The sequence below is a fragment of the Streptomyces sp. NPDC026394 genome, assembly GCF_055567735.1.
Map to the genome: position 1 here is coordinate 1 of NZ_JBVHPX010000015.1, position 12,463 is coordinate 12,463.

17 protein-coding genes and 1 tRNA gene are annotated in these 12,463 nt (G+C 73.7%); 3 read left to right on the forward strand and 15 right to left on the reverse strand.

Annotation, left to right across the window (positions count from 1 at the left end; translation table 11 throughout):
* Window positions 1-154: 154 nt before the first annotated feature.
* Window positions 155-364 carry a tautomerase family protein gene (locus ACZ4QV_RS29035; RefSeq protein WP_361155283.1) on the reverse strand — a complete coding sequence of 70 codons (210 nt, stop codon included), beginning with the start codon at window positions 362-364 and terminating at the stop codon, window positions 155-157.
* 144 nt (window positions 365-508) lie between these two features.
* Window positions 509-1,303: an SDR family oxidoreductase gene (locus ACZ4QV_RS29040; RefSeq protein WP_361155285.1), complete on the reverse strand. Its 795-nt coding sequence runs from the start codon at window positions 1,301-1,303 to the stop codon at window positions 509-511.
* Window positions 1,304-1,381: 78 nt separating this feature from the next.
* On the opposite strand from ACZ4QV_RS29040, the gene ACZ4QV_RS29045 reads away from it, so the two are divergent.
* Window positions 1,382-2,251, forward strand: a complete 870-nt coding sequence (locus ACZ4QV_RS29045; protein ID WP_361155287.1) for a helix-turn-helix transcriptional regulator — start codon at window positions 1,382-1,384, stop codon at window positions 2,249-2,251.
* A gap of 234 nt (window positions 2,252-2,485) precedes the next feature.
* Here ACZ4QV_RS29045 and ACZ4QV_RS29050 read toward each other — a convergent pair whose 3' ends face one another.
* Window positions 2,486-2,791, reverse strand: a complete 306-nt coding sequence (locus tag ACZ4QV_RS29050; RefSeq protein WP_361155289.1) for a helix-turn-helix domain-containing protein — start codon at window positions 2,789-2,791, stop codon at window positions 2,486-2,488.
* A 64-nt stretch (window positions 2,792-2,855) separates the two neighbouring features.
* Between ACZ4QV_RS29050 and map the strand changes: the two genes are divergently transcribed.
* Window positions 2,856-3,638 (forward strand): type I methionyl aminopeptidase, encoded by a 783-nt coding sequence (gene map / locus ACZ4QV_RS29055; RefSeq protein WP_361634479.1) that lies wholly within the window; start codon window positions 2,856-2,858, stop codon window positions 3,636-3,638.
* Window positions 3,639-3,768: 130 nt separating this feature from the next.
* Here map and ACZ4QV_RS29060 read toward each other — a convergent pair.
* The 3 genes from ACZ4QV_RS29060 to ACZ4QV_RS29070 all read right to left on the reverse strand — a co-directional run bounded on the left by ACZ4QV_RS29060 (window position 3,769) and on the right by ACZ4QV_RS29070 (window position 5,045).
* Window positions 3,769-3,855, reverse strand: a tRNA-Ser gene (locus ACZ4QV_RS29060).
* Window positions 3,856-3,923: 68 nt separating this feature from the next.
* Window positions 3,924-4,457, reverse strand: coding sequence for a tRNA adenosine(34) deaminase TadA (gene tadA, locus ACZ4QV_RS29065; protein WP_361634476.1), 534 nt, complete (start codon window positions 4,455-4,457; stop codon window positions 3,924-3,926).
* 24 nt (window positions 4,458-4,481) lie between these two features.
* The gene (locus ACZ4QV_RS29070) at window positions 4,482-5,045 is read right to left on the reverse strand and encodes a tRNA adenosine deaminase-associated protein (RefSeq protein WP_361155302.1); all 564 of its coding nucleotides are present in this window, start codon (window positions 5,043-5,045) and stop codon (window positions 4,482-4,484) included.
* Window positions 5,046-5,814: 769 nt separating this feature from the next.
* Here ACZ4QV_RS29070 and upp point away from each other — a divergent pair.
* A complete protein-coding gene (gene upp / locus ACZ4QV_RS29075; RefSeq protein ID WP_030018025.1) occupies window positions 5,815-6,450 on the forward strand; it encodes a uracil phosphoribosyltransferase in 636 nt (211 codons plus the stop codon).
* Between the two features lie 105 nt (window positions 6,451-6,555).
* Here the strand turns inward: upp and ACZ4QV_RS29080 are convergent, their stop codons facing one another.
* The 9 genes from ACZ4QV_RS29080 to rpmF all read right to left on the reverse strand — a co-directional run bounded on the left by ACZ4QV_RS29080 (window position 6,556) and on the right by rpmF (window position 12,371).
* Window positions 6,556-7,218, reverse strand: coding sequence for a LytR C-terminal domain-containing protein (locus tag ACZ4QV_RS29080; RefSeq protein ID WP_361155304.1), 663 nt, complete (start codon window positions 7,216-7,218; stop codon window positions 6,556-6,558).
* Between the two features lie 179 nt (window positions 7,219-7,397).
* The gene (locus ACZ4QV_RS29085) at window positions 7,398-7,694 is read right to left on the reverse strand and encodes a type II toxin-antitoxin system VapB family antitoxin (RefSeq protein ID WP_003986294.1); all 297 of its coding nucleotides are present in this window, start codon (window positions 7,692-7,694) and stop codon (window positions 7,398-7,400) included.
* 404 nt (window positions 7,695-8,098) lie between these two features.
* Complete coding sequence (locus tag ACZ4QV_RS29090) at window positions 8,099-8,725, reverse strand: hypothetical protein (RefSeq protein ID WP_361614431.1); 627 nt, start codon at window positions 8,723-8,725, stop codon at window positions 8,099-8,101.
* The gene (locus tag ACZ4QV_RS29095) at window positions 8,722-9,438 is read right to left on the reverse strand and encodes an RNA polymerase sigma factor (protein WP_361155309.1); all 717 of its coding nucleotides are present in this window, start codon (window positions 9,436-9,438) and stop codon (window positions 8,722-8,724) included. Before ACZ4QV_RS29095 ends, ACZ4QV_RS29090 begins: the two co-directional genes overlap by 4 nt.
* A gap of 34 nt (window positions 9,439-9,472) precedes the next feature.
* The gene (locus tag ACZ4QV_RS29100) at window positions 9,473-9,997 is read right to left on the reverse strand and encodes an LAETG motif-containing sortase-dependent surface protein (protein WP_467763589.1); all 525 of its coding nucleotides are present in this window, start codon (window positions 9,995-9,997) and stop codon (window positions 9,473-9,475) included.
* Between the two features lie 115 nt (window positions 9,998-10,112).
* The gene (locus tag ACZ4QV_RS29105; RefSeq protein WP_030018020.1) at window positions 10,113-10,412 is read right to left on the reverse strand and encodes a hypothetical protein; all 300 of its coding nucleotides are present in this window, start codon (window positions 10,410-10,412) and stop codon (window positions 10,113-10,115) included.
* A 160-nt stretch (window positions 10,413-10,572) separates the two neighbouring features.
* On the reverse strand, window positions 10,573-10,977 hold the full coding sequence (locus ACZ4QV_RS29110) for a Fur family transcriptional regulator (protein ID WP_361155315.1): 405 nt from the start codon (window positions 10,975-10,977) through the stop codon (window positions 10,573-10,575).
* Window positions 10,962-12,194: a GTP-binding protein gene (locus ACZ4QV_RS29115; RefSeq protein WP_361634471.1), complete on the reverse strand. Its 1,233-nt coding sequence runs from the start codon at window positions 12,192-12,194 to the stop codon at window positions 10,962-10,964. Before ACZ4QV_RS29115 ends, ACZ4QV_RS29110 begins: the two co-directional genes overlap by 16 nt.
* A 6-nt stretch (window positions 12,195-12,200) precedes the next feature.
* Window positions 12,201-12,371: a 50S ribosomal protein L32 gene (gene rpmF / locus ACZ4QV_RS29120; protein WP_361587977.1), complete on the reverse strand. Its 171-nt coding sequence runs from the start codon at window positions 12,369-12,371 to the stop codon at window positions 12,201-12,203.
* Window positions 12,372-12,463 lie beyond the last annotated feature (92 nt).

The window sequence follows — 12,463 nt, forward strand, 5'->3', positions numbered from 1 at the left end:
AAATGGCCCTGGGGCCCCCTCGTCGACCAGCGCAGCGCCACCCACCCCGCCACCTTCGTCAACCCCATCGGCTGACCCCACCGCACTGCCGCACCCACCGACCGCACGACTCGCCCGGCCCGCACGCTCCCGCGCGGACCGGGCTCCTGTCTCGTCAGGCTTCGCCGTTGAGCATGGCGGCGGTCAGGACGTCGCCGGCGACGCCCCAGCCGCCGTCGGCGACCTCGTCGACCAGGACGACGGTGGTGGGGCGGGCCCGCTCGCCGTAGATCTCCGCGTACAGGTCGGTGGTGCGCTCGACGATCTTCTTCTTGTCGTCGGCGGTGACGGTGCCCGCGGGAACCTTGAAGTGGGCGAAAGGCATGGGTGTTTCTCCTTGATGTGGTTTCTTCCGGCTCTTCCGGAGTGGGGGGCGGGGAATCGGCTCGGCGGTGAAGCAGGCGTCAGGGAGGGCGGGGAACCGTCACGGGACGAGGAGCAGCCGACCCGCAGCACGTGTCGTTCCCGGTCACACCAGGCCGCCGTTGGCCCGCAGGATCTGGCCGTTGACCCAGTGCCCTGCCGGGCTGGTGAGGAAGGCGACCACCTGGGCGATGTCCTCGGGGGTGCCCAGCCGCTCCAGGGGCGGGGCCTTGGCGAGCTGCTCGACCTGCCCAGGCGTCTTGCCTTCGAGGAACAGGTCCGTGGCCGTGGGGCCGGGGGCGACGGTGTTGACGGTGATGTCCCGTCCGCGCAGCTCGCGGGCGAGGATCAGGGTGAGCGCCTCGACGGCCGCCTTGCTCGCCGCGTACGCGCCGTAAGCGGGGAACCGGGTGCCGACCACGGAGGTCGAGAACCCCACGAACGCGCCGCCCGCGCGCAGTCGGCGGGCGGCCTGCTGAGCGACGACGAAGGTGCCGCGGATGTTGGTGCGGTGTACGGAGTCGAGCACCGCCAGGTCGAGTTCGGCGATCGGTGACAGGGCGAGCCGCCCGGCGCAGTTCACCACGGAGTCCACACCGCCGAACTCCCGCTCCGCCCGGTCGAACAGGGCGGTGACCGCGTCCTCGTCCGCCACGTCCGCCCGTACACAGAGGGCCCGCCCACCGGCGGCGATGACCGCCGCCGCCGTCGCCTCGGCGGCAGCCGCGTCGTGGGCGTAGTTCACCACGACGGCCAGACCGTCCTGGGCGAGCCTGCGGCAGACCGCCCGGCCGATGCCGCGCGATCCGCCGGTGACGACGGCGACCCGCCCGCCCGCCGTGGCGGTAGCCGGTACGGGAGGGGCTGGTACATGGGCGGGAGGGGGATGGTTTGCCGTCATGGCCTCCACGATGCGCGGTGCCGGGCGACGTAACCAGGGGATGGCATCCCCTGGGTCGCCGGCCCGGCCGGGCGCACAATGCCAGGCATGGGGTCTGCGAAATACACCGAGCTGGGGGCCTTCCTGCGCTCGCGGCGTGCCCGCATCCGACCGTCCGACGTGGGACTCGCCCACGGGCCCCGCCGCCGGGTGCCCGGACTCCGCCGTGAGGAGGTCGCCCAGCTCGCCGGCGCGTCGGCGGACTACTACAACGAACTTGAGCGCGGCGCCGGATCCCAGCCCTCCGAACAGATGATCGCCGCGCTGGCCAGGGCCCTGCGCCTGACCGCCGACGAGCGCGACTACCTCTACCGCCTGGCCGACCGCCCGGTCCCCGCGCACGGCGGACCCGCCTCGCACGTCCATCCCGGCATGCTCGACCTGCTCACCCGCCTGACCTCGACACCCGCACAGGTCATCACTGACCTGCACGTCACCCTCGTACAGAACAGGCCGGCGGTGGCGCTGCTCGGTGACCACTCCGGCCTGCGGGGCGCTCGGGCGAGCTTCGTGTACCGCTGGTTCACCGAACCCGCTTCCCGGCGGCTGTACCCCGAGGCCGACCACCCGGGCCAGTCGCGGGCCTTCGTCGCCGACCTGCGGGCAGCCGCCGCCCGGCGCGACGCCAAGGACACCGAAGTCCGCTCCATGATCAGCTCGCTGCTGGCCGCCTCCTCCGAATTCGCCGCTCTGTGGGCCGACCACGAGGTGGCGTTCCGGCGCGACGACCGCAAACGCATCGACCACCCCGCACTCGGCCTGATCGAGGTCAACTGCCTCAACCTGTTCAGCGAGGACGGCCGACAGCGCCTCCTCTGGTTCACCCCCGCGGCCGGCACCGACAGCGCCGGCCTCCTCGACCTGCTGGCCGTCCTCGGTACCCAGGAAGTCACCGTCCCGGCGCGCTGACAGCCACGTACGCTGCGATCAGTCCGTCCCGACCCGCGCTCCGGCGGCACGTGCCGGCGCTCCTGCCCCAGGGCTGACGCCCTTCTTGCGGGGCGACGGCCGGGAGCCCGTCGCCTCCCGTCGGGCGACCGGCACCAGGCGCCTCGGCCCGGGGGCGCGACGACGCCTGCCCCCACACGTTTTTCGCCGGCCGAGCAGCGCGGCCGGTGAACCGCCGACTCTCCGAGCGCGGCGTTACGAAGCGAGCGAGGGATGCCGTGTGACCGGCAGGACCGACTGTTCCTCGGCGGTTTCCTCCACCCGGCTCATCTCGGCCCAGAGGGCGTCGAGAGACAGGCCGAGGGTGTCGGCGATCGCGGCGATGGTCGGGAAGGCGGGGGTGGCCACGCGGCCGGATTCGATCTTTCGGAGGGTTTCCGGCGAGATGTGGGAGGCGAGCGCCACGTCCAGCATCGAGCGGCAGCCCCGGGCTTGGCGGAGCAGGGCGCCGAGGCGCTGTCCGCGTGCTACCTCGGCGGGGGTGAGCGGCAACCTGACCATGGGCCCATTCTAATACCGGTATAGTTAGACCGGGATAGTTATTGGACGTACGCGAGAGGCCACCATGATCGAGATCCTGAACGCCGCACGCCTTGAGCGTGCGAGGGACGCCGGCGCCTTGGTCGGGGACATCCTGCACACGTTGCGGCAGCGCAGCACGGTCGGGACGAACCTGCTGGACATCGACCAGTGGGCCAAGGAGATGATCACCGAGGCGGGGGCGCAGTCCTGCTACGTCGACTACGCGCCGTCCTTCGGGCGCGGCCCGTTCGGTCACTACATCTGCACGGCCGTCAACGACGGGGTGCTCCACGGGCGGCCGCACCACTACACGCTGGCGGACGGGGATCTGCTGACCCTCGACCTCGCCGTGGCCAAGCGCGGGGTGGCCGCGGACGCCGCGATCAGCTTTCTGGTGGGCGAGGCCAGACCGGCGGAGAGCGTCGCGATGATCGAGACGACCGAACGCGCCCTCGCCGCCGGCATCGCCGCCGCCAGGCCCGGGGCGCGCATCGGCGACCTCTCGCACGCCATCGGCACGCTCCTCGGCGAGGCGGGCTACCCGATCAACACCGAGTTCGGCGGCCACGGCATCGGCTCGACCATGCACCAGGACCCGCACGTCGCGAACACCGGACGGCCCGGCCGCGGATACAAGCTGCGCCCCGGACTGCTGCTCGCCCTGGAACCCTGGATCATGGCCGACACCGCCACCCTCGTCACCGACGCCGACGGCTGGACGCTGCGCAGCGCTACGGGCTGCCGGACCGCACACAGCGAGCACACCATCGCCATCACCGACGACGGAGCCGAAATACTCACGCTGCCCTCGCATGCGAGGCCGTAGGGGACCGGGCCACCGCCCGCGCTTCGCACGCTGGACGCGAGGGGCGGGCGGCGCGGGCGACATGGGCGCCCGGGCAGCACGCAAAACACCCCCCTGACCGCGTTTCCGCAGATCAGAGGGGTGTTACAAGCGGTAGCGGTGGGATTTGAACCCACGGAGGAGTTGCCCCCTCACGCGCTTTCGAGGCGCGCTCCTTCGGCCGCTCGGACACGCTACCGAGAGGAACTCTAGCCCACGGGGGGCCGTACGCCGAAATCGGTATCCGGCGGTGGGGGTGGGCGGGGGTCAGCGGGAGCGGAAGAAGGTGGTCAGGAGGGCGGCGCAGGGGGCGGCCAGGACGTCGGTGATCACCTCGGGGCGGTGGTTGAGGCGGCGGTCGCGTACAACGTCCCAAAGGGAGCCGGCGGCGCCCGCCTTCTCGTCGGCCGCCCCGTAGACGACGCGGTCCAGGCGGGACAGGACGATGGCGCCCGCGCACATCGTGCACGGTTCCAGGGTGACGACGAGGGTGCAGCCGGTCAGCCGCCAGTCGCCGGTCTGCCGTCCGCCGTCGGCAGGGGTGCTGCGCAGGGTGCGCGCCGCCTCGCGGATGGCGAGGACCTCGGCGTGCGCGGTGGGGTCGCCGGTGGCCTCGCGTTCGTTGCGGCCGGTGCCGATGACCGTGCCGTCGGGGGACAGCACGACGGCGCCCACCGGGACGTCACCGGTCCCGGGGGCACGGGCAGCCTCGTCCAGCGCCCGTCGCATCGCCGCGGTCCAGGGATCGCGCAGCGGGTCGGGCGCCGGGGTGTGGAGGGGGTCGGGCAAGGAGGCGGTCATGCCTTCCAGTGTCCGTGACGGGCGTTACCTCACGGCCTCCAGGACGTCCGTGCAGCCGAGGGCGTCGGCGATCTCGGACAGCGCGTCGGTGTCGAGCGCGAGCAGCTCCTTGTCGCCGATGCCCAGGTCGGTCAGCAGGCCCGGGTCACCGAGCGGCCCCGGGGGTGGCGCGGGGGCGTCGGAAGCCGTCGCCGTCTCGTCGCCCTCGCCCGTGCCGTCCGCCGGGTCGGGTTCGCCGTCCTCCGTACCGTCCAGGTCGAGGCTGTCGAGATCGTCGGTGCCGTCCTCGTCGCGGCCGAGCAGTTCGTCGGTGAGCATCGCACCGTACGAGCTGCGGGCAGCGGCGGCGGCGTTCGAGATGAAGATCCGCGGATCGTCCTCGCCGTCCACACGGACGACGCCGAACCACGTGCCTTCCTGCTCGATGTATGCCACCACCGTGTCGTCGTCGACCGCGGCCTCACGGGCCAGGTCGGCCAGATCGGTCAGGGTCTCCACATTGTCGAGCTCCGTGTCGCTCGCTTCCCACCCGTCTTCGGTGCGCGCGAGCAGTGCGGCGAAGTACACCGTGACTCTCCCACTGGTCATAGGCGTGCCGGGCCGGACGGGGCGGCGCCTCGGCGCCGCAGGTCCCCGCCCATCGGAATCGTGGCAGAAACAACGCGATTGCGCGGGGTCTTCGGCGTTGCGTCGTGCGGGCGTTATGAGAGATGTGGCTCACGTCTTGTGGGACGAGAGGTTCTGATGGGGCAAAAGTGACGTTCGGCTACCAGCGGAACGTGCGCATTCTCATGGCCTGCCGCATCCGTGCGGCCCGGGCGCGGCGCGGCTGGACGCGGTCGCGCAGTTCCTTGGCCTCGCTGAGATCGCGCAGGAACTGGGCGCGTCGCCGTCGGCGCGCCGCGTCGTTCTCACCGCCGGTGGCGCCTTCGTCGGGAGTGCCTTCGTCGGGGGCGACTTCTTCGGGAACGACTTCTTCGGGAACGACTTCTTCGGTGGTGGCTGTTTCTCGGCGATCCCGGGGTCCCCGGGGCTCCCGGGACGGTCGTACGGGACCGGCGCCGGCGCCTCTGCCGGCCCGGCGCCGGCTCGCGGATCCGCTGCCGCCCCCGCCGTTCCCACCGCGTCCGGCACCGCGTCCGGCCCCGGTTCCGTTGCCGCTCCCATTCCCGTCGGGCACGCCGTACACCGCCTTGGGACGAGGTCCATGCCCGGCGCCGGTACCGCGGACCGGGCGTTTGTGCCCACTTTCCCCCGGACCGGTGGTTCGATGCCATCGGGGACGGAATCGGTTTCCGGGCCGCGCGGCGCGGACGGGCGGGCACCGGCGCCCGTGACCTCGGCTACTGTCGATGTCATGCGGATCCACGTCGTCGACCACCCGCTGGTGGCGCACAAACTCACTACCCTGCGCGACAAGCGCACCGATTCCCCGACCTTCCGGCGTCTCGCCGACGAGCTGGTCACCCTGCTCGCCTACGAGGCCACCCGCGATGTGCGGACCGAGCAGGTCGACATCGAGACCCCGGTGACGGCGACCACCGGAGTGCGGCTGTCCCACCCCCGGCCGCTGGTCGTGCCGATCCTGCGGGCCGGTCTGGGGATGCTGGACGGCATGGTCCGGCTGCTGCCCACGGCCGAGGTCGGCTTCATGGGCATGGTCCGCAACGAGGAGACGTACGAGGCCCACACGTACGCCACGCGGATGCCGGACGACCTCTCGGGCCGCCAGGTCTACGTGGTCGACCCGATGCTGGCCACCGGCGGCACGCTGGTCGCGGCCATCCGGGAACTGATCAACCGCGGTGCGGACGACGTCACCGCGATCTGCCTGCTGGCGGCGCCCGAGGGTGTCGAGGTGATGGAACGCGAGCTGGCCGGCGCGCCGGTGACGGTCGTCACGGCGGCCGTGGACGAGTGCCTGGACCCCGACCGCTACATCGTCCCCGGCCTGGGCGACGCGGGCGACCGGATGTACGGCACGGCGGGCTGAGACCGGTCCGCGGAGGCCGGTGAGCTTCCGGGCCGGGTGGGGAGGCGCTCGTCCCGTCCCGTGCGGGCAGGCGCTCGTCCCGTGCGGGCGTCCGGCCCGGGCCGGTCACTTCCGGCAGTGCGGGTCCGTCCTGGGCGGTGCCGTCAGCGCGGAGAGCGACTTCTGGGCCGCGGCCGGCTCGGCCAGCGCCTTGAACGTCTCGCCGATGAGCAGGTCGACGTCGCCCGTCTTACGGGTGTCGGTCTTCAGCTCCGCGCCGGCGAGCTGCGTGCCCAGCACCTTCTGAGCGCCTTCGGACGTCGTCCGCGCGCCCAGCAGCACGCCGGTGCCCTTGATCTTCTTGTCGTACGCGGGCGGGGCGTTGCCCACCTTGCCGACCTTGAAGCCGCGCTTCTTCAGTTCGTCCGCGGTCGTCTTGGCGAGGCCGCCGCGGGCCGTCGCGTTGAGGACGTTGACGGTGACGTCGGCGGGCTTGGGCAACGCCTTGCCCGTACCGGCGACCAGGGCGCCGGCCGGCTGCGTGCCGTCCCCGCCGCCCTTGCCGGGGCACTTCTTCTTGTCCTGCGCGGCCTGGGCCGTACCGCCCCGGCCGCCGAAGACGTCGATGAGCTGCAACGTGCCCCAGCCGGCCAGGGCCAGGGCACAGACGGCGGCGGTGATCGCCAAGGCGATCCGCCGGCGGTGACGGGGGCGGCGCATCCGCGGATATCTGTCGCCCGTGATGCGGTACTTCTTACCGCCCATGCCAGGGGGCGTCAGCATGCTCATGTTCGCAGCGTAGTGCGGGGCCGGTCCCGTGCCTATCAAATGATCAATACGCGTCGTGAGGCCCACCCGAAAGGGCCAATGCCGTGCGCCGATCGGGGGGGCGGACCGTGTCGGGCGGCGGCCGTGGGGCCCGCGGCCCCGTACGTCGGCCACCCGTACCGGAGGGGCCGGCCGGTGCGTCAGCCCAGTTCCAGAACGCGGGCGTGCAGCACCTGGCGCTGCTGGAGGGCGGCGCGCACGGCGCGGTGCAGCCCGTCTTCCAGGTACAGGTCGCCCTGCCACTTCACGACGTGGGCGAAGAGGTCGCCGTAGAAGGTGGAGTCCTCGGCGAGCAGCGTCTCCAGGTCGAGCTGCTGCTTGGTCGTCACCAACTGGTCGAGGCGTACCGGACGAGGGGCGACATCCGCCCACTGGCGGGTGCTTTCCCGGCCGTGGTCCGGGTACGGCCGCCCATTTCCGATGCGCTTGAAGATCACACGGAAAGCCTACCGGGCCACCGGCTCCGGGCGCAGCCATGCGGCCGGAGAGCGAAGACGGCAAAGAGGGGCATTTCCGGAGTGGGGCGGGAGAACGGCGGCTGCGGTGCGGCACCGGGGAGGTGGTGCGCGTCCGGCGCGGCCGTGGTGGGGAAAGGGCCGCTCCCCGTGCCGAAAGGCGGCCGCCGCCCCGGGGAAGTGGCGCGACGTGCTCCCGAGGACGGCTGGAAATGAGCGTTCGGCGGGGTGAGGCGGGCGGGGCGGCGGCTCGCGGCAGGGCGTGAAGAAGGCCGAATTCCGCAACGTCCGTGAAGGATGGGGTGTGGGGGAATTCGACACGATCGGAGTACTGCTCGTCGCGCCGGGCGGACGAAATCCGGGGTGAGTGCTAAGCGCGCCCCTCCTCAGTGGCCGGACGCGCTGCTCGAAGCCGCCGCCCGGCCCGGCCGCGGCGCGCTGGGCCCCGCCGTCGCCGTCCGGACCGGCCCGGCCGGGGGCGGTGCGGACGCTTGCCGCCGTGCCTTCGAGGGGGAGGGGTGTCCGCTCGGGTCGGGGGTGGCCGTACGCGGGGCAGGCGTGCCGGGCCGCGCGGTGGGACCGGACGAGGGGGGCCGCTCCGGCGGGGAAGAGGTGGCCGCGTCGGCGGGGGACGACGGCGAGGGGGTGGGGTCGGCCGGTCGGGGACTGGCCGGCGCGGGGCGGGTCGGTACGGGGCTGGGCGTCGCCGCGGGCACGGGGCGCGGCGGGACCGGGGTGTCCGGGGCCAGGACCAGGCAGCCCACCGCGGCGGCGGCCACCGTGGCCGCCGCCGTCAGCGGCAGGACGAGGCGCCGCACCCGCAGCCGTGGGCCGCGGAACGCGCCGCGGCGGAGGCCGGAGGGGCCGGGGGGTGCGGCGGGCCGCAGCTCACGGAGGTCGATCTGTTCGGCGCGGGCCGCGAGGGCGAGGCGCAGCCGTGCTTCGACGGGGCGGGTCCCGGGCCCGGAATCCGGTTCGTGGTCGGCTCCCGACCCCGGCCTGTGCGGTGTCATGGCCGCGCCTCCAGCATCTTCTCCAGGGAGTCCAGCGCGCGGCTGGCGATCGACTTCACCGCGCCCCGGCTGATGCCCAGCGTGGCCGCGATCTGCGCCTCGGTCAGCTCGCCCCAGTACCGCAGGACGAGGACCTCGCGGCGGCGGGCGGTCAGCCGGCCCAGGGCGGCGAGGACCTCGCGGTGCTCCTCGTCGAGCACGACGCGTTCCTCGGCGGAGGGCGCGTCCGTCTCGTGCGGGGGTGTGTAGTCGCGGGCCGTGCGCCGGCGCCGCAGTACCGAGCGGGCCGCGTTGACCACGGCGGTGCGCAGGTACGCGAGGGCGTTGTCGACCTCGTCGAGGCGCTCGCCGTGGCGCTTGTAGAGGGCCGCGAACGCGTCCTGGACGACGTCCTCGGCCGTCGCCCGGTCGTCCACCAGCAGCACCGCCAGCCGCACCATGGACAGCCGGTGGGCGTGGTAGAGGTCCGTGACGGTGGGGCTCTCGTCGGGGAGGCGGGCGGCCGGACCGTCACCGGGGAGGGGGGCGGTGGGGCCCACGGGGCCGACGGGGCCGGTGGGGCCGGTCCGGGCGGCGGACCGCTGGGCGGGCGCCGGCCCGTACGCGTTCTGCGGCGCCGTGGCGCGGGCGAGCAGGCGCCGGCGCAGGGCGCGCCAAGGCCCCGGCACGGCGGCCCGTGCCGGGGAGAGGGACGCGGCGGCGGTGAACTCCATCGGTTCCTCGGCCGTCGGCAGCGCTGCGGGTGGCTCAGGCGGCGCTGTTGCGGCGGCGGGCGGCGTACACGGCACCGCCGCCCCCGGCGATCAGCAGGACGGCTCCGGCGCCCAGCGCCACGTTGGTGGTCGTGGAGGTGCCCGTCTCGGCGAGTTCGTCCTTGGCGTGCGAGGGCGCGGGGGCGGGCTTCGCGGCGGAGCCGTCGGACGGCCGGGCGGAATCGGCGCTGCCGGAGCCCTGGCCGGGTACCTTGCTCGCGCTCGGCACGGGGCTCGGCGCGCGGCTGGGCTCGGCGCTGGGGCGCGAGGCGGACGGGGTGCTCGTTCCTGGCGCCGGCTGCGGGGCGGAGCCGGCCTCCTCCGGGGCGCTCGCCTTCGGGGCCCGCTCCTCGGCGTGCGCCGTACCGGTCAGGGAGAACGCGGACAGGGCGACCGCCGCCAGCAGTCCGGCGGTCACGGCACTCCGTACCCTGCGGCGGGCCCCGTGCCCGGCGCCGCCGGACGGTGCGTACGAGGGGGCGGGCGGGCAGGACGAGGCGGAGGTGCGGGAGTCGTTCACGATGGCTGCTCCACGATCGGCGGGACGACGCCGGACGGCGCCCTCACCCGTCACGACGTGCGGAAGTCACGGGGGTTGCCGGTGGGGCGGAAAAATTTTCGGGGCGGGCCGCGCCTCAGTGGTCGTCCCAGTGGTCCTCGTGTGCGGCGTGCCGGTGGCCGTCGTGGACGAAGTCCACATGGGTGCCGTGCGGTACGGCGACGTGGCCGCAGCCGGGGCGGTGGTCGTGGGCGTGACCCTCGTGGACGGTGTGCGCGGCGGGCTCGCACTCGTCGGCGTGATCGCCGTGCGGGCGGTGGAGGTGGCCGTCGTGGACGTAGTCGACGTGGTCGTCGTGGGGCACGGCGACGTGGCCGCAGCCGCTGCCGTGCTCGTGGGTGTGGTGCGGATGCGGTGTGTGGGTGGTGGCTGTCATGGCAGGCGCCTTCTTTCCTTCCTCGCCATGGGGTCGCCTTGGACGCGCCTGGGACGCGCGCCCCCTCTTCGAGTCTCCCGCCGTCCGGCGCCGGGCGCATCGCCGAACGGGACGCACCGTCGTAGGGGCCGCACGTCCACGGGCGCCGTGCTCCGCGACGCTATGGGCACGCCCGGTGCAGCCCGGTGCAGCGGGCGCAGATGCCGCTGAGTTCCACGGTGTGCTCGACGGCGCTGAAGCCGCTCTCCGCGCCCACCCGATCCGCCCAGCGCTCCACCACGTCGGAGTCCAGCGGGCGGCTGCGGCCGCAGCGGCGGCAGAGCAGGTAGTGGCGGTGGCCGTCGGCGGGCCGCGGCCGGTAGAGGCGTTCGCCCGCCTCGTCCCGTACGACGTCGACCTGCCCCGTCCGCTCCAGGGCGTGCAGGGCCCGGTAGACGGTGGACAGGCCGACGGATACGCCGGTGGCGTCCAGACGCAGGTGCAACTCCTGGGCCGAGACGAAGTCCTGGCACCCGGCCAGTGCGCGCAGCACGGCGGCGCGTTGTCGGGTCAGCCGCCCGCCCATGCCGGTTCGCCCTCGTGGTCGCAGGTGTCGTCCACGCCGTACGTGGCCCAGGCCGGGAACGGGTCGGCGCCGTACGCCTCCGTACGCGTCTCCGCGTCCGTGACGAGGCAGTCCCCGAGGGCGGCGTGCAGGGCTTCGGCGCGCAGCCCGGTCCCGATGAAGACCAGTTCCTGGACGTCTGCGGGAAGGCCGTCCCGGCCACTGTCCCCGTCCCGACCGGCTCCGTCCGGGGCGTGGGTGCCCGACGGCTCGATGCGGGCGACGGAGCCCGCCTGCGACCACAGTCCGGTCACGTGCGGGCGGCCGGCGAGGCGGAAGAAGCCCTTGGACCGCAGGATCTCCCCGTACGCCCCGCTGTCCATGCCCTCCGTGACGAAGGCCCAGAGCCTGCCGGGGTGGAAGGGGCGCGCCGCGCGGAAGACCGTGCTGGAGATCCCGTACTCCTCGGTCTCCGGTACGTGGTCGCCGTTCAGCTCCCTGACCCAGCCGGGAGCCTGCTGGGCGCGCTCCAGGTCGAAGCGGCCGGTGCCCAGGATCTCGGCGGGCGCCACCCGGCCGTGCCGGGCGGGGACGATCCGGGCCGCCGGGTTCAGCCGGGCGAGGGCGGCCCGCAGGCGTGCGGCCCGCGCCTCGTCCACCAGGTCGAGCTTGTTGACGACGATGACGTCGGCGAACTCGACCTGGTCGACCAGCAGGTCGCTGACGGTCCGCTCGTCGTCCTCGTACGGGGCGAGGCCGCGCTCGGCCAGGCCGTCGCCGCCCGCCAGTCCGTCGTGGAAGTGCGCGGCGTCGACCACGGTGACCATGGTGTCCAGCCGGGCCAGGTCGTTCAGCGTCGCGCCGTCGTCGCGCGGGAACGCGAAGGTGGCGGCCACCGGCATCGGCTCGGAGATGCCGCTGGACTCGATGAGCAGGTGGTCGAAGCGGCCCTCACGGGCCAGCCGGGCGACCTCGTCGAGGAGGTCGTCGCGCAGGGTGCAGCAGATGCACCCGTTGGTCATCTCGACCAGACGTTCCTCGGTGCGGGACAGGGCGCCCTGGCCACCGCGGACGAGCGCGGCGTCGATGTTGATCTCGCTCATGTCGTTGACGATCACGGCGACGCGCAGTCCCGCCCGCTGGTGCAGGACGTGGTTGAGCAGCGTGGTCTTGCCCGCGCCGAGGAATCCGGAGAGCACGGTGACGGGCAGCGGGCCGGCCGGGTGCGGCGGGACCATCGGCGATCAGTCCTCCGGGCGCAGCAGGCCGAGCCGGTACGCCTTCACCAGGCGGCGCGGCACCTGGTGGACGGAGCCGTCCACGGTCACCGGGACCAGGGCGGGCGTGCGGGCCTTCCACTGGGCGCGGCGGTGGCGGGTGTTGCTGCGGGACATCTTCCGCTTGGGAACGGCCATGGTCCGGGAACCTCTCCTGGGCGCGGGTGTGCTGACGGGCACGCGGTGCGCGGCACGCCGCCCCGAGGCGTTGCGCGGACACGAACCGGTGC

What these genes read in the sequence shown, in the direction of transcription:
- ACZ4QV_RS29035 (WP_361155283.1), bottom strand. Translation starts at nt 364, where the DNA reads ATGCCTTTCGCCCACTTCAAGGTTCCCGCGGGCACCGTCACCGCCGAC.
- ACZ4QV_RS29040 (WP_361155285.1), bottom strand. Translation starts at nt 1,303, where the DNA reads ATGACGGCAAACCATCCCCCTCCCGCCCATGTACCAGCCCCTCCCGTA.
- ACZ4QV_RS29045 (WP_361155287.1), top strand. Translation starts at nt 1,382, where the DNA reads ATGCCAGGCATGGGGTCTGCGAAATACACCGAGCTGGGGGCCTTCCTG.
- ACZ4QV_RS29050 (WP_361155289.1), bottom strand. Translation starts at nt 2,791, where the DNA reads ATGGTCAGGTTGCCGCTCACCCCCGCCGAGGTAGCACGCGGACAGCGC.
- map (WP_361634479.1), top strand. Translation starts at nt 2,856, where the DNA reads ATGATCGAGATCCTGAACGCCGCACGCCTTGAGCGTGCGAGGGACGCC.
- tadA (WP_361634476.1), bottom strand. Translation starts at nt 4,457, where the DNA reads ATGACCGCCTCCTTGCCCGACCCCCTCCACACCCCGGCGCCCGACCCG.
- ACZ4QV_RS29070 (WP_361155302.1), bottom strand. Translation starts at nt 5,045, where the DNA reads ATGACCAGTGGGAGAGTCACGGTGTACTTCGCCGCACTGCTCGCGCGC.
- upp (WP_030018025.1), top strand. Translation starts at nt 5,815, where the DNA reads ATGCGGATCCACGTCGTCGACCACCCGCTGGTGGCGCACAAACTCACT.
- ACZ4QV_RS29080 (WP_361155304.1), bottom strand. Translation starts at nt 7,218, where the DNA reads ATGAGCATGCTGACGCCCCCTGGCATGGGCGGTAAGAAGTACCGCATC.
- ACZ4QV_RS29090 (WP_361614431.1), bottom strand. Translation starts at nt 8,725, where the DNA reads ATGACACCGCACAGGCCGGGGTCGGGAGCCGACCACGAACCGGATTCC.
- ACZ4QV_RS29095 (WP_361155309.1), bottom strand. Translation starts at nt 9,438, where the DNA reads ATGGAGTTCACCGCCGCCGCGTCCCTCTCCCCGGCACGGGCCGCCGTG.
- ACZ4QV_RS29105 (WP_030018020.1), bottom strand. Translation starts at nt 10,412, where the DNA reads ATGACAGCCACCACCCACACACCGCATCCGCACCACACCCACGAGCAC.
- ACZ4QV_RS29110 (WP_361155315.1), bottom strand. Translation starts at nt 10,977, where the DNA reads ATGGGCGGGCGGCTGACCCGACAACGCGCCGCCGTGCTGCGCGCACTG.
- ACZ4QV_RS29115 (WP_361634471.1), bottom strand. Translation starts at nt 12,194, where the DNA reads ATGGTCCCGCCGCACCCGGCCGGCCCGCTGCCCGTCACCGTGCTCTCC.
- rpmF (WP_361587977.1), bottom strand. Translation starts at nt 12,371, where the DNA reads ATGGCCGTTCCCAAGCGGAAGATGTCCCGCAGCAACACCCGCCACCGC.